This window comes from Pseudomonas sp. Soil_N_39 (assembly GCF_057655955.1).
This window is the reverse complement of record NZ_JBDGLI010000023.1, coordinates 76,580-91,671: the sequence shown is the minus strand read 5'-3', so window position 1 is coordinate 91,671 and position 15,092 is coordinate 76,580. Positions and strand designations below refer to the sequence as shown.

The following is a 15,092-nucleotide window of genomic DNA, read 5'->3' as shown; positions in this document are numbered from 1 at the left end:
TTCGCGATACGGACGTGCCGCCGCTTGGTCCCTATGCCAGGCCAAGCGGAAGTGATTGGACAGGTGGCCCACCTGTGCCTGATTGGCGGTCAACAGGCCGGGCTGCGGCGTGATGCCGCTCGCTTCAACGGTTTCCTGCACCGAGCCTTTTCACTTTTCGAGGGGCGCTTGCACCGTGGCGGGCCTAAATCATGAAATCAACTGGATAACTGAATAAATAACGTTTGCGTGCCGCTGCAAATGTATGGGGTAGCGACGTCGCTACCCATCTATCGGGTCCTGGCGATCAAAGCGGCCTGCGGCGAAGAGCCAATGACTATAAAAGGTCGCTTCTCGGTGCTCCCAGTTCCTCAACGCTGATTTCACGCATGCGGAATTTCTGCACCTTACCGCTGACGGTCATGGGGAAATCGTCAACGAACTTGAAATGGCGCGGCGTCTTGAAGTGAGCGATCCGGCCTTTGCAGTAATCGCGCAGCTCGTCGGCGCTTGCCTGGTGCCCCTCATGCAACCTGACCCAAGCTACGATTTCTTCTCCGTAAACGTTGTCCGGCACGCCGATCACCTGCACGTCTGCCACCGAAGGATGGGTAAAGAAAAACTCCTCGATCTCTCGCGGATAAACGTTCTCGCCCCCTCGTATGATCATGTCCTTGTTGCGTCCGACAATCTTCAAGTACCCCGCCTCATCCATGATTGCCAGGTCACCGGTGTGCATCCAGCGCGCCTCGTCGATGGCGTCGGCGGTGGCTTCCCGGTTATTCCAGTAGCTCAGCATCACGCTGTAGCCGCGAGTACAAAGCTCGCCTATGTGCCCGCGTGGAACGATCCGATTGTGCTCGTCAACGACCTTGCTTTCCAGATGCGGTTGGGTGCGGCCGACGGTAGTGACACGGTGTTCAAGATCGTCGTCCGGCCCGGTCTGGGTGGAGACCGGGCTGGTCTCGGTCATGCCGTAGGCGATCTGAATCTCCTTGAGGTGCAGTTCCTCGATCACCCGCTTCATGACTTCGATCGGACAAGTGGAGCCGGCCATGATGCCCGTGCGCAGATTGCTCAAATCCAATGACTGACGCTCCGGGTGGTCGAGCATGGCAATGAACATGGTCGGTACGCCATACATGCCGGTCGCTTTCTCCTGTGCGGCGGCCCGCAGGGTATCCAGCGGATCGAAGGCTGCGCTGGGGTAGATCATCGTGGTCCCATGGGTGACACACCCCAGATTGCCCATGACCATGCCGAAACAGTGATACAGCGGCACGGGGATCACTAAGCGATCGTGCTCGCTGAGTTTCAGGCTTTCACCGACCATATAACCGTTATTCAGAATGTTGTGATGACTGAGAGTGGCGCCCTTGGGAAAGCCAGTGGTGCCGGAGGTGTACTGGATATTGATCGGGTCGTCGAACTGCAGTTGCTCGCTGCATTGCCGCAATTGCTCCGGAGCCACTTGTTCCGCCAGATCCAATAGTCTCTCCCATGACAACATACCTTCAGCCGGTGTGTCGCCGAGGCTGATCACGCCACGCAATTCAGGCAACCGGCCACTTTCCAGTGCCCCCACGGCGCAGCGCTGGAGCTCGGGCAGCAGATCATGAAGCATCGCGTGGTAGTTGGAAGTCTTGAAGGAATCGGCACAAATCAGCCAGCGGCACCCCGATTGCTTGAGCGTGTACTCAAGCTCGGTCAGCCGGTAGGCCGGGTTGATGTTCACCAACACCGCACCCACCTTGGCGGCCGCGAACTGGGTGATACACCATTGTGCGCAGTTCGGCGACCAGATGCCCAACCGCTCACCCGACCTGAGCCCCAGCGCGAGCAACCCTCGTGCGCAATCTTCCACCTCCTCGGCCAACTGTGCCCAGGTGTAACGCAGCCCTTGATGTCGCACGACCAAAGCTTCGCGATCGGTGAAGCATTCCACCGCTCGGTCGAACGCCGCGCCAATGGTCATCGCCAGTAAGGGTTTGGTCTGCGGTCCACAGGTATAACTGGGAACACTCATATCGAATCTCTCTATACGGTCCAGGTGTGCGCCGCGGGCCTACATCACACAGGCGCCCTTGTTGAATGGCTGCCCGCTTTGTTTTTAACGCGTGAATATCTGGGCGGTGGTGATCGCCATGTCACCACCCGGCAATTTGATGTTGCCGATCTGCTTCAGGCTGTCGGCATCAAACACCGCTATGTCGTTGAAGGTACCGGCCAGGTAGATTTTGCTGCCGGCCTTGTTAAAGGAGATGCAGTAGTAGGAATGATCCAGAGTGGCGGCCTGAAGTAGTTTTTTCTGCTTGATGTCGTACTTGGCCAGACGGTTGAGCACGCCGAACATCAGGTTGGGGTCCTTGGGGGAGCGCATGCCACTGAAATAGATTTCCGTCAGGGGACCGAAGTCGGTGGTTTCGGTCTTGCCGGTTTTCAGGTCGATGCTGAACAGCCCATAAAGGTATTCGGCCGTGGCCGGGTCCTGCTGCTTGTCCTTGAATTTCGCGGCGGTGTAGAGCAGCGAAAAATCATGACGGTAGGTCTGTTGATTCCACACATAGAGCACGTCCGGCGCGCTGTAGTTCGGGCGTTTCCAGTGACGGCTGGGGATCAGCACCTCGAACTTGCCGCTGTTCACATTAACCTTATAGACATCCGCCCCCGCCACATACAGCGTGCCGTCGTCACCGCTTTGCATGATGGTCAGCTGCCGCGGCGCCGCAAAGCTGCGCACGGGTTTGGCATCCATGCCGGCATCGGTGGCGTAGACATCGAGCCGAGGTTGCTGCACTTCGTATCGGTCGTTGAGCATCAACGTCGGGTTGGCGATGGTGAACAGTTCCTTGCCGTCATGGCTGACGGTGAAGGCGAACATCGACTTCGCTTTTTCCCCCGGTTTCTGCGTGATGCTGGCGTGGAAGACCTGCTTGCAGCTGTCCAGCTCAACGCCGTAGACATCCGCGTAATGGTTGTTCAACACGTAAGCGGTCTTGCGATCCGGCGACAGCTGCACGGTGCCAGGGCCGAAGGCGTCCGGCATTTTGCAGGTTTTGAACAGGCTGTCGGTGGCCAGGTCGATCACGTGCAGATTGTTCGGATAATTGGTGGTCACCATGTATTCGTGACCGCTTTGGAGCGCGGTGTTTTCATCGGCCAGAGCATTGAGCGACATAGCGCTCAGGACACCGAACGCGGCCAAGCCGCAGGCTTTGATGCATTGCATGCTGGAATCCTTCTTCATGTCCAATCACTTGTCTTTTGGAAAGACAGTGCCGAGATTGCGCCAGTTTTCGTTGGACGCTTGGGCATCCTTGTTCCAGTCCGGGTAGGTGCTCATCATGTCCGGCACCTGGGCCGGCCACCAGCACGGGTCGGAGCAGCCATACAGGTCGGCCTCCATCGGCTGACACAGCGACGAGACACCGCCAAAGGCGTCGATTTCCCAACCTGGGTCGGTGGTCGAGGCGCAACCGGCGACAGAACTCATCGCCACCACTTCTTCAATACGGTTTTCGGCCGCGGCCTGATCGAGCTTCTGGGCTTTGTTGTTGATTGCCTTGAGATGTTTCATATCAGTGAGCCTTGCGCGGAGTGATGTAGCTGCTGATGAACGCAGGGTTGTGAGTCATGATCCGGGTGTAGACCTCAATGCCGAAGTCGACCCAGTCACGCATCAGTTCGCAGTAGTGATAGGTCGGATGAGTCGGGTCGCCATATCGGGCGTAGCTCTCGTGGTAGCAGCCGCCGGAGCAGAGATTGCGGATCTGGCAGTCTTCGCAACCGGTGTTGGTGCGGTCCAGGCGCTGGGACAGGAAGTCATTCAACTCGACCTGCTTGACCCCGCTGCGAACGTTGCCGAAGGTCGGCAGGCTCGAACCGGTAAAGCGGTGGCACAGGTTCAACTCACCCTTGTGATCCACCGCCAGCATCTTCAGGCCCGCACCGCACGGCAGAGCCTTTTTGTGGCCTTCGTGGATGTCGGTGATCAGCTGGTGCAGGTTGGAGAAACCGATATTGCGATGCTCCAGCGCCGCCTCCAGATAGCGCCGACCGAGCTTTTTCATGTTGGCGAAGACTTCGATCAGCTCGGCGCCGGACAGGTTGAAGCTGCTGATATCGCCGGAAGTCACCGGAGCGAAACCGACTTCGGCAAACCCCAGTTCGTTGAACAGGTGATCCCAGATGGTTTCAACGTCGGTGACGCCAGTGGTCAGGGTCACCCGGGCACCGACGGGGCGGCTGTTGTAGCGCGACAGCAACATTTCGGCTTTACGCCGCACCACGTCATACGTGCCCAGCCCGCCCACGGTGATGCGGTTACGGTCGTGCACGGTTTTCGGCCCGTCGATACTCACCGAGAGCCCGAAGCGGTGGGCGTTGAGGTAGTCCACGGTGTCTTCGGTGAGCAGCGTGGCGTTGGTGGTCATGACAAACTCGACGAACTTGCCCGCCTCGGCAAAGCGCTTTTCACAATAATCGACCATGTACTCGATCAGCTTTCGATTGCTCAGCGGCTCACCGCCGAAGAACACCACGGTGAAACGCTCTTCATCCGGGGATTCGCGCAGCAGCATTTCAACCGAAGCGACTGCGGTTTCAACGTCCATCTTCTTGCCGGCCGAGGGCTTGTCGAGGTCTTCTTTGTAGCAGTAGGTGCAGCTCAGATTGCAGCCCGTGTTGACGTTGAGCACCACAGTATTGATCGCGGTGCGCTCGACGCGTTTGGTACCGATGTCCGGGGTCAGTGGCGAGCCGTCGCTGACCAATTCCAGGGAGATCAGCTCACGCAGGGTTTCGGTGATTTCTTCACCGTTGAAACGTGCCGCCAGGCGCTGGATCAGGTCGTCCGACGAACAGCCGGGGCCGCGCAAGGTATCGATGATGGTGCCCGTCAGTTCATCGCTGGCGAACAGCGAACTGCTGGGAATATGGAACAGCATGCGGTCGGCGTCGACATGCACTTCGTGCAGATTGCGTTCGACCAGATTCAAAATAGCGCCCATTGCAAACCTCCTGTGCAAACCCCGATTCACGAGGCCTGCGGTCATTCCGAAAAGTGTCTGGAACCGCTAAAAACAGCCAACTTATGGAATGGGTGGATTGTTCCAGCGTTGCACGGTGACGATCATGTGGCCTTCGCCGGTCAGGGATCTCCCTGCGTCATCGACGGCGGCGATCACCTTGAGGTTGCCGGCATTGTTGGTGGACATTTTGCGCTGCGGGTTCGGCCCCGCATCGCCTGGGGTAAACACGCCGGTATCGGCCTGCATGGTGCCGGCAAACTTGACGTCTTCATCCTCTTTGGCACGGTCATCGAAGGCCTCGACCGTCCATTGCGCCGGGAACACACCGATGCGATATGGCTTGCCGTCAGCCGCCTTGCCCCAGGCTTCAGCATCGAAGCGGCCCTGGACTTTCGGCGTCGAACCACCGCCCTCGCCGATCCGCGCCACCGAGAACTCGGGCACGACTTTGACTTGCGCGATCTTGCTGTAGACCGACAACGTCGGGCCTTTCAACGTGCCGACCGTGACATGGCGCAGGCCCGGTTGCGCATTGGCAGCCGCCTTGAGTTTGACCCGCATGCGCACAGGCGTTTGCTCCAGCACCTGGACCACTTCCACGCCATTGCCAAAGCTCGGTTTACCGGTGAGACCGCTGCCAATCAGGGTAACTTCAGTTTCGCTGCCCGCCTTCAGATAACCCGGCTGCACCGCCAGCAAACGGTTGGAGCCCTGTTTGGCGGCGACGAAGTCCAGCCCCCGCTCGTCGTGCTCGGCCTCGAACATCCGGCCCTGCATGGCGTTGCCCTGGGCGGCGAATACCTGGCGCATGGTCACACCATCGATGGACACGTTGCCGCGCCATTCATAACCGGTGTAGAGAATCGCGCTGCCATCGCCGTTGAACGGGCTGCCGTCGGCGTATTGGCCTTTGACGCTGACCTTGAACGTGTCACTGCCATCGGCAGTCACACTCATGACGCCGGCCAGTTCGCCTTTACCCGGCAGGTGCCCGCTGAAGCTCCAGTCGCCGACCAGCGCCTCGGCTTTCGGCGCGCTACCCAGCCATTTTTTCCAGGCCGGGTTATCCAGCGGATACCGCTTGGCCAGCAGCGGCACCATCTCTTTGCGGGCCAGATCGAACCAATCGCGGTCGCGGGACAGGGCCTGGTATTCGAGGGACGGCCACTGACCGAGGTGAAAATTCACCAGGCGTTCCCATTCCTGAGCAGGTCGACGTTGCAGGGCAACCCGTGCACCGGAATGGCAACGGCCGCACATCTGGCTGGTCTGGTCATCGAATTTCTCGACGGTATTGAGCCGTCGCTCCAGCGCATAACGCACGCCGTCGGTTTCGCTCGGCGCCAGGCCCTGGGTGTCGGCCAGGTATTTGACCAGGGTGCGGCGGTCGTCATCGCTGATCTGCAAACCGTGCATGATTTGCATCCGGGCGATGCTCATCAGCCAGCCTTCCGGGGTTTTGCGCTGGTGGCTGATACGGCTCAGGGCGTTATCGGCTTCGGGGGTGTGACAGCCCTGACAGGTTTCCTTGAGGATGGTCTGGGCGTCGCGAGCTGCCAGGCTATAAGGCGAGTGCAGCGCCACGCAGGCCGCCACGGCCAGCAGACTGACACTCAGGCCTGATCGGAGTTTTCTCTTCATCAACGTCGAACCTCGCACGGTGCTTTCTTATTGTTGTGGCTTATCGTTTTTATGGTTTCTGCCGTCGGCGGCAACCCGCTGGCGGAGGCAAGAGAAACGTCTGCGATGAGCAATACACGGAGCGTGCCAGCTTAACGGCAACCTTATTAATCAATTAGTTACGGAATTATCCTGGCTTTTCAGCATGTCAGAAGGAGATCGCCTGCGTCTAATATCGCGACAGCTGTTTCAGTCTGAGACAAGCATAGATGCCCCCGGCTGGAACACTCATAGCCAACGACGATGTTTAGGTACAAACGGGCATTGCACGTCGTCTCATGTGGTGTCGCGATTTGCGACAAAACCCTGGGTGCCTACGTTCCCCTTTCATCACTAACCCCCCACCAACAAAGGGCTATCCGCCCGTTCCCGATACTTGGCACAGCCATTGCCAACCTTGGAGAAATCCCCGTTCTCACGCACAACAAGAGGTCTCATCATGCCCCTGCCTTATCTGCTTCCCGCCACCTCGGCCTTTGTCCAGCGCGCCCCACGCATGCTCATCGGCGGCGATTGGGTCGAGGCCGCCGACGGCCAGACCATGCCCCTGCACAATCCGGCCACCGGCGAAGAGCTGTGCGTGGTGCCACGGGCCACACCCGAGGATGTCGACCGCGCAGTGCTCGCCGCCCGTCAGGCCTTCGACGATTCGGCCTGGACCCGCACCCGCCCTCGGGAGCGGCAAAACCTGTTGTGGAAACTCGCCGACCTGATGCAGCGCGACGCCGAACTGCTGGCGCAACTCGAATGCCTGAACAACGGTAAAAGTGCGGCAGTGGCTCAAGTGATGGACGTGCAACTGGCCATCGACTTCCTGCGCTACATGGCCGGTTGGGCCACCAAGATCGAAGGCTCCAGCGTTGACGTGTCGCTGCCGCTGATGCCCAACGATCAGTTCCACAGTTTCATTCGCCGTGAAGCGGTGGGCGTGGTGGGGGCCATCGTCGCCTGGAACTTCCCCCTGCTGCTGGCTTGCTGGAAACTCGGCCCGGCCCTGGCCACCGGTTGCACCGTCGTGCTTAAACCTGCCGATGAAACGCCACTGACCGCGCTGAAACTCGCCGAACTGGTGCTGGAAGCCGGGTACCCCGAGGGCGTGTTCAACGTGGTCACCGGCACCGGTATCACGGCGGGCTCCGCCCTGACTCATAACCCGTTGGTGGACAAGTTGACGTTCACCGGTTCCACCGCCGTGGGCAAGCAGATCGGCAAAATCGCCATGGAATCCATGACCCGGGTGACCCTGGAACTGGGCGGCAAATCGCCGACCATCGTCATGGCCGACGCCGACCTGAAGACCGCGGCTGCGGGTGCCGCCAGTGCGATCTTCTTCAACCAAGGCCAGGTCTGTTGCGCCGGCTCCCGGCTGTATGTGCAGCGCAAGCATTTCGACAATGTGGTGGCGGACATCGCTGACATCGCCAATGCCATGAAGCTCGGCAATGGCCTGGACCCGAGTGTCGAAATGGGCCCGTTGATCTCCGCGCGTCAACAGGAACGAGTTTATGGTTACATCGAAAGAGGTCGGGAAAGCGGCGCGACCATCGCCTGCGGCGGTGAGCAATTCGGGCCGGGGTTCTTCGTCAAACCCACGGTGATTGTTGATGTCGACCAGCGGCATTCATTGGTCCAGGAGGAAATCTTCGGCCCGGTGCTGGTGGCGATTCCGTTCGATGACGAGGCCGACGCCTTGCGCATGGCCAATGACAGCCCTTATGGTCTTGGGGCGAGCATCTGGTCGAATGATTTGGCGGCGGTGCACCGGATGATCCCACGGATCAAGTCGGGTTCGGTATGGGTCAACTGCCATAGCGCCTTGGACCCGGCGTTGCCGTTTGGCGGCTACAAGATGTCGGGGGTCGGGCGTGAGATGGGTTACGCGGCGATCGAGCATTACACCGAGTTGAAGTCGGTGTTGATCAAGTTGTGATTGGCGGCGTTCTTTAGACCGCTATCGCGAGCAAGCTCGCTCCCACATTGGAATTGTGCTCGACGCAACTGTGGGAGCGAGCTTGCTCGCGATAGGCCAGCCCAGGCACCCCAAATATCAGGGCTTGAACCCCTGCCCCAATAACCAACCCCGAACCATCCTTCCCTGCTCCACCGTCAGCCCCTCCAACACTCGCTCGGCCGGCTCGCTGCGCAACCGTCGCACCAACGGTGCCAGCTCCACCCCGTGCACATGCCAGATCCCCAGCGGCTGATCCGCCGTGATCACCACCTCGGCCTCATCCACAAATCCGTCCCTGAGCACCGGCGCAGGCTCAATCTTCAGCGCGGAGAAATCCGCCTCGGCGTGGGCAACCTCAGCATCCGGCCACTGCCGCCGCGCCTGCCAGAAAGGCCGATCTGGCCAACGCTGCTCATCGGCATAAAAATCCCGGCCAATACGCGCAAACCGCAAAAACAACTGATCTACCCGCTGCTGATGAAAACGTCGTGCCAGGCACTTTCGCTCGGGTTTGCGCAACAGCGTGTTGATCACCGTTGGCGCCTGCAACGCCGAGGACAATGACTGAAAAATACCATTCCCCGACAGCGGATCCACCGCCATGGCCGCGTCGCCCACCCGAATCCAGTAATCGCCACAGACGCGCGGAGACAAAATCGCCGTGCTGCTGCGGGCATGCAGGTGCAAATTGGTTTGCGGCTCGCTCCCGAAAAATGCCCGGGACAACGCCGAATCCTGGCGGCGCTGACGGCAGTAATCGAGTAACAGCGCCTTACCCGGCAGCTCGGCACTGGCCACGTCCACCGTCCATTGCCAATAGCACTGGCCATCAGCCCGGCGCGCCATCCAGGCCCACCCGTCCTCAAGGCTTTCCACAGCGCTGGCGGTGCTACCCGCCACACCTTGCCAGCGATTGAGCAAACTGACCGTCTCTGGCCCACGAAGGCCTTTACCAAGGGCTGGTGCCTGACGTCCGCGGGCCTCCACCAGAAAATCCGCGACCAGTGCTTGGCGCCCTTGCAGTTCGATTCGATGCCCCGAAGCCTGCGACTGCACCTTCAACACTCGGCCTTCGATCAACTCGACACCGGCCAGGCGCAAATCCTCGCGCAAGCCTCGATCGAAGCTCGGGCGGTCCAGTAAAAATTCGATGTTCTGCGCATGCTGCTGACCGTTCCAGGACACCTGCCGTTGGGAAGGCAGCGCCGCATCCGCCAACGCTTGATGCAGCCCCGCACCACGCAAGGCATCCAGTACCCGCATGGAAACTCCTTCCAACGCCGCGAAGCGCCGCCACTCACTGACCAGCGTTACGGGGTACCCGAGCCGCCGCAGCCCCAGGGCCACCGCCGCCCCCGCAGGCCCCGCGCCAAGAATCACAATCGGTCTCATGCGCCGACACGCCGTTCCGGGCCGTGATAACGGGCGTTTTTTTGCAGCCATTGGACAATCTGGTCGTTGCTGGCCTCGGGATGTTCAATGAGGAAACCCGCAATGTGCCCGCTCAATGCCGCACAGCCGAGGCTCGCGCCGGACTGTCCCGGGTAGGAGCCGTGAACACACGCGGCGAAATCCGCCTGGGCGCTGTTGAGCCACGACCATTGCTGCTCGGTGCAACGGGCATCGCCGGTGACCCTCAGCACCTGCGGATAATTCGCCGGAAACACCCCTTCGCCCTGGGCCGGACTGGACGCACACAGCAGAATGCCTTGCGCCACCGCGACTGTGCAGGCTTCACGCAACAGGCTGCGATCCTGCCGCACGCCGAGGCTCAGATTGATTAACCGCACGTCCTGCGCCACCAGCCAATCGATGGCGGTAGCGATCTGCAAGGCGCTGGTGACACCACGTCGATCGAACACTTGGGCGACGCAAAAAACCGCCGTCGGCGCCCGCTGGCCGATGGCCGCGATCACCGCGCTGCCATGGCCCAGCGGATCGTCGCCTAAATCGCTTTCTGCCAGTCCATCTTCCAGCAGCGAGAACCGTCGACCGGCAATCACCTGTGCCCGTTGCGCCGCCGAATGACCACTGTCCACCACCCCAATCCGCAGTTCAGGTTTCATGCTGCACCATTTTTGACGTGAGCACGCCATCCAGCAGTTCGAAGTGCAGATCGGCATCGGCCAGGGTCGAGGGGCGATGGCTGATCAGAATCCGCGTGCGCCCGGCGAACAACCGGTCGATGGCCTCGATCACTTCGCGCTCGGTGACTTCGTCGACCGCCGAGGTTGCTTCGTCCAGCACCAGGATCAAGGGATCCTGCAACAGCGCTCTGGCGATGGCGATGCGCTGTTTCTGTCCGCCGGACAACTGCTGGCCACGCTCGCCCAAAGGGCTGTCGAGACCTTCGGGCAGAGACTCGATCAGGCTATCGAGCTGCGCCAACCGCGCTACTTCGGCAATGGCTTGGCGACTGGCGTCCGGCACGGCGTAGGCCAGATTGTCGGCGAGGCTGCCGCGAAACAGCACGATGTCCTGGCTGACCACGGCAATCCGCCGACGCAGCTGGAACAGGTCCAGTTCCCGCAGGTCGACCTCCCCCAGCAATACTCGTCCAGACTGCGGATCGTAGTGCCGCTGCAGCAGGTCGATCAGGGTCGATTTACCGACACCGGAGCCGCCGCTCAGGGCGACTTTCAAACCGTAAGGAATTCGCGCCTCGACGCCACACAGGGTGGTTGGACGACCGGGATGGCTGAAGTGCACGTTGTCGAAACGCAGTTCGCCAGAAGTCGGCATCGGCTGCGGCTTGATTGGGGTGAGTACGGTCGGTTCTTCACCGCGCAGCTCCATGACTCGGCCGAGGCTGACGGTCATCCGCTGAATCGCGACGTAGAGCCCAAGCAGGCTCTGGACCGGGCCGACCGCCATGCCCAGATAAGTCGAAAACGCGATCAGCGCACCCAGTTGCCAGGTCCCTTGCACCACCCAGTAACCGCCAATCAAAAACGCACAGGCCCGCGACAACGACGTCAGTGTGCCGGGCACCGCCTGGGTGAAAAACTCGGTGACTTGCAGGCGCAGAAGCTGGCTCATATACCCCTGGCCCAACGCCTCCAGCCGTCGCGCTTCGCGCTGTTGCTGACCAGCGGACTGGATGAATTTCATCACCGGCAAGGTCTCGACCATGAACGAGGACATGTCCGCCGAACGCTCGCGCAACTGCCGCACATCGCGCTCGACCTTGCGCCGCATCCAGCGTAGCCAGAGCACGTCCAGTGGGATCAGCACCAAGGCCAGCAGCGAGAGTTTCCACGACAGGGTCACCAACATCGCCACCGCGACCACCAGGCCGATCACGCTCGACACCGCAGAGAACAGCGAATCCACGGCAAAACGCTGGATCTCCGCGACATCGCCATCCAGACGCGACATCAAATCGCCGATTCGCCGCTGGCCGTAGAAACCCGGCGAGAGCATCTGCAAATGCCGATAAAGGTCATCGCGCAACGCAAACAGAATTCGCCCGGACAATCGCGTGTGCAAATACCGATTGATGCCTGACAGCGCCGTGCCCAACAGCCCGGCGACAATCATCAACCCGGCGATCAGCACCAACATCGCAAAATTGCGCGCCAACAGACCGTCGTCAATCAGCAGCTTGGTTAGCCAGGGTTGCACCAGTACCAGTGACGAGGCGCAGACCGACAGTCCAAGCAACCCGGCAATCGCCAACCGGTGCGGGCGCACGAAGCTGTAGAGCCAGCGCAACGCCGCTTGCAAGGCCGCGGGGTTCCGGCTGTCGATCAGCCGAACGATCAAGCGCAGCATCACGAGCGCAACTGTTTTAGCTTGCGATACAGGGTCGCGCGGCTGATGCCCAGGGCATCGGCGGCGGCCGAAACGTTACCTTGGTGCGTGTCCAGGGACTGACGAATCAGCTCCAGTTCATGTTCACGAATACTGCCGCTCTGAGGGCGTTCGCCGGCGGTCAGTTCGTCGAGCATACTGTCGGGCAGATGATCGAGGGTGAGCACGGTATCCCCCGGTTCACGCATGGCCAGGGCGGTGCGCAAAACCATTTCCAGTTGGCGAATGTTGCCCGGCCAGTGATAGCCGCCCAGCAAGCGGATCAAATCGTCATGCAAGACTGTCGTCGGCGCGTCGAGTTTGGCCAGCAAACGCTCGACCAGGCCATTGAAATCGTCGCGCTCGCGCAGGGCCGGAAGCATCACGCTGATGCCGTTGACCCGGTAGAACAAATCCTCGCGAAAGTGTTTGTCTTCCACCAGACGCTTGAGGTCGCGGTGCGTGGCACAGATCAGTGCGATGTCGATGTCTTGCTCTTCTCCGGCACCCAGCGGCGCGACTTTGCGGTCCTGCAATACCCGGAGTAAACGGGCCTGCAAGGCCAGCGGCATGTCGCCGATTTCATCGAGAAACAACGTACCGCCATGGGCCTGCTGCAGACGCCCGACCATGCCGCCCCGGCGCGAACCGGTAAAGGCGCCTTCGCGATAGCCAAACAGCTCCGACTCGATCAGGCCTTCGGGGATAGCCGCGCAGTTCACCGCGATGAAAGGTTTGTCGCAGCGCGTTCCAGCCATATGCAGCGCGCGGGCAATGACTTCCTTGCCGGTGCCCGTTTCGCCTAGCAGCAGCACCGGCAATTCATTGGCCAGGCCTTGGCGGGCCATGCGCAGCGCCCGGGCGTAACGGACATTGTTGCCGGCCAGGGACTCAAGATCGGGTTGCGGTTTAGCGGTTTTAGCGGGGGTGCGCGGTGGGAGGCTGACGTTGATCGAGCGCTGCGGCGCGCGCAGGGCTTTGTAGAAAAACTCACCTTTGGCGGTTTGCACACTGCCGATGCCGCCCTGATGCAGACGCGATAGTAGTTGCACGCCATCGACGCCCAAAAACTCTTCACAGCGTCGACCCACCAGCGCCGAACGCTCGGCGTGGAGCAACTGACACGCCTGGGCGTTGGCCGCGAGAACCTGCCCGCCGAGACTCACCGCGAGCAAGCCCTGCCAAGGGGATTCGAGATACTGCCGGCGGCTGTGGAAAGCGAGGACGATCTGATCCGGGTAACAGGTGTTGAACAGGCGACTTTCGATCTGGCTGACGGCCATGGCCAGCAACGCAGTGCTGTCCTGAACCCGGCCGAGCGGACCTTCGCGGGTCAGGTCAAGGACACCAAGGATGTCGCCCTGCGGGCAATAAATCGGCACCGACGTGCAGGAGAAATCGGTCAGGCGATCGAGGTAATGTTCGCCGCAATCAATCATCGTCGGCCGGGCTTCCACCAACGCGGTACCCAGCGCATTGGTGCCGCGCGCCGCTTCGCTCCAGCAAGCGCCCAGTGTGATGTCTTGCAGGTCGCTACCTTTGAAACGGTCGGCGCGCCCTTCGGCTGCCAGGATGGTGGCGTCGGAATTGGCGAGGATGATGAGCCCTTCCTTGCCCTGGCGTTCGGCCAGGTAATCGATGGCCGGCATCGCGGCATCGATCAACAACCGATTACTCTCCAGCAGCACTTCAAGGCTTGCGTTCGATTCCAGCGCCAGCTCTTGCTTGGCATTGAAATGCACGCCATGGCTGAGACTACGCCGCCACGAAGCATCGATTTCCGCGCGCAATACGCCATCGGGGACGGTGCCTTCGAGGTGCAGTTTTTCCCGAGCCAGCCGGGCTTCGCGATGAAGTTTGGGATGAGTTGTTTTTATCAGCGTCATCAAGCGCTCCGAATCGGTCCGCCCTGCGCCCTTCCATGTTCAGCGCCCTGTCGCCATCTTTACGTTAACGTCAGGGGATTGGCAAGTGCCTTACGGCATTTGCGCTTCATCCTTGGCGCGGTGAGGCTCAAGCCGGATTGGAAACCGCCAACTTGAGCCCAAACGCGACAAAAACGCCACCTGTGAGTCGATCCAGCGCCTTCAAGGCTGCCGGGCGCTTCAGGAAATTGCTCAGTGGCACCGTCGCCGCCACCAGAATGCCGAACCAGGCCAGCGTCAACAGCACGTGTAACGCCGCAAGGAAGAAGGAGTAACTGGCCACGCTCACGCCACTGGGGACAAACTGCGGGAGGAACGTGATGTAGAAGACACCTATCTTGGGGTTCAGCAGATTAGTCAATAAACCGCGAACAAAGGCGTCACGCGCAGAGGCAGCCACGTTCTCGCTCCCCTGCCCTTGCAGCGTTGTCCGAGGTCGCAGCAGCAGTTTGACACCCAGCCAGACGAGATAAGCGGCGCCGACAATTTTCAGCGCAAGGTAAGCCCACTCCGAAGCTTGCAACAGGGCACCGAGCCCCAGTGACACCGCGGCGCCCCACACCAGACACCCGAGCACGATACCGATAGACGCCATCGCCGCCGAACGTCGCCCCCCGGTCGCTGTAGCGCGAAGCACCATGGCGGTGTCCACGCCGGGAGTAACCGTGAGCACTGACGCAGCAGCGATGAAGGCAAGCAGCAGGGAGAAGTCGCTCATGTGGATGTCCATGGCAG

Annotated in this window: 11 protein-coding genes; 1 reads left to right on the top strand and 10 read right to left on the bottom strand. The window is 60.6% G+C overall.

The window, feature by feature from the left end; all coding sequences use genetic code 11:
* Positions 1-316: 316 nt before the first annotated feature.
* The 5 genes from AC3A5O_RS25705 to peaA all read right to left on the bottom strand — a co-directional run bounded on the left by AC3A5O_RS25705 (position 317) and on the right by peaA (position 6,650).
* The gene (locus AC3A5O_RS25705) at positions 317-2,005 is read right to left on the bottom strand and encodes an AMP-binding protein (RefSeq protein WP_487753895.1); all 1,689 of its coding nucleotides are present in this window, start codon (positions 2,003-2,005) and stop codon (positions 317-319) included.
* 84 nt (positions 2,006-2,089) lie between these two features.
* A complete protein-coding gene (peaD, locus tag AC3A5O_RS25700) occupies positions 2,090-3,208 on the bottom strand; it encodes a quinohemoprotein amine dehydrogenase subunit beta (protein WP_305470582.1) in 1,119 nt (372 codons plus the stop codon).
* A gap of 24 nt (positions 3,209-3,232) precedes the next feature.
* Positions 3,233-3,556 carry a quinohemoprotein amine dehydrogenase subunit gamma gene (gene qhpC / locus AC3A5O_RS25695; RefSeq protein ID WP_007933151.1) on the bottom strand — a complete coding sequence of 108 codons (324 nt, stop codon included), beginning with the start codon at positions 3,554-3,556 and terminating at the stop codon, positions 3,233-3,235.
* Position 3,557: 1 nt separating this feature from the next.
* A complete protein-coding gene (peaB, locus tag AC3A5O_RS25690; RefSeq protein WP_487753894.1) occupies positions 3,558-4,988 on the bottom strand; it encodes a quinohemoprotein amine dehydrogenase maturation protein in 1,431 nt (476 codons plus the stop codon).
* A gap of 81 nt (positions 4,989-5,069) precedes the next feature.
* On the bottom strand, positions 5,070-6,650 hold the full coding sequence (gene peaA / locus AC3A5O_RS25685; RefSeq protein WP_305470580.1) for a quinohemoprotein amine dehydrogenase subunit alpha: 1,581 nt from the start codon (positions 6,648-6,650) through the stop codon (positions 5,070-5,072).
* 478 nt (positions 6,651-7,128) lie between these two features.
* On the opposite strand from peaA, the gene AC3A5O_RS25680 reads away from it, so the two are divergent.
* Positions 7,129-8,619: an aldehyde dehydrogenase family protein gene (locus tag AC3A5O_RS25680; protein ID WP_305470579.1), complete on the top strand. Its 1,491-nt coding sequence runs from the start codon at positions 7,129-7,131 to the stop codon at positions 8,617-8,619.
* Between the two features lie 117 nt (positions 8,620-8,736).
* Here AC3A5O_RS25680 and qhpG read toward each other — a convergent pair whose 3' ends face one another.
* The 5 genes from qhpG to AC3A5O_RS25655 all read right to left on the bottom strand — a co-directional run bounded on the left by qhpG (position 8,737) and on the right by AC3A5O_RS25655 (position 15,075).
* The gene (qhpG, locus tag AC3A5O_RS25675; protein WP_487753893.1) at positions 8,737-10,032 is read right to left on the bottom strand and encodes a flavin-dependent monooxygenase QhpG; all 1,296 of its coding nucleotides are present in this window, start codon (positions 10,030-10,032) and stop codon (positions 8,737-8,739) included.
* Positions 10,029-10,706, bottom strand: a complete 678-nt coding sequence (gene qhpE / locus AC3A5O_RS25670; protein WP_487753892.1) for a subtilisin-like serine protease QhpE — start codon at positions 10,704-10,706, stop codon at positions 10,029-10,031. Before qhpE ends, qhpG begins: the two co-directional genes overlap by 4 nt.
* Positions 10,696-12,414 carry an ABC transporter ATP-binding protein gene (locus tag AC3A5O_RS25665; protein WP_305492149.1) on the bottom strand — a complete coding sequence of 573 codons (1,719 nt, stop codon included), beginning with the start codon at positions 12,412-12,414 and terminating at the stop codon, positions 10,696-10,698. Before AC3A5O_RS25665 ends, qhpE begins: the two co-directional genes overlap by 11 nt.
* Entirely contained in the window at positions 12,414-14,318 is a 1,905-nt protein-coding gene (locus AC3A5O_RS25660) for a sigma-54-dependent Fis family transcriptional regulator (protein WP_305470575.1), read from the bottom strand. Before AC3A5O_RS25660 ends, AC3A5O_RS25665 begins: the two co-directional genes overlap by 1 nt.
* 127 nt (positions 14,319-14,445) lie before the next feature.
* Positions 14,446-15,075: a LysE family translocator gene (locus tag AC3A5O_RS25655; RefSeq protein ID WP_305470574.1), complete on the bottom strand. Its 630-nt coding sequence runs from the start codon at positions 15,073-15,075 to the stop codon at positions 14,446-14,448.
* Positions 15,076-15,092: the final 17 nt, after the last annotated feature.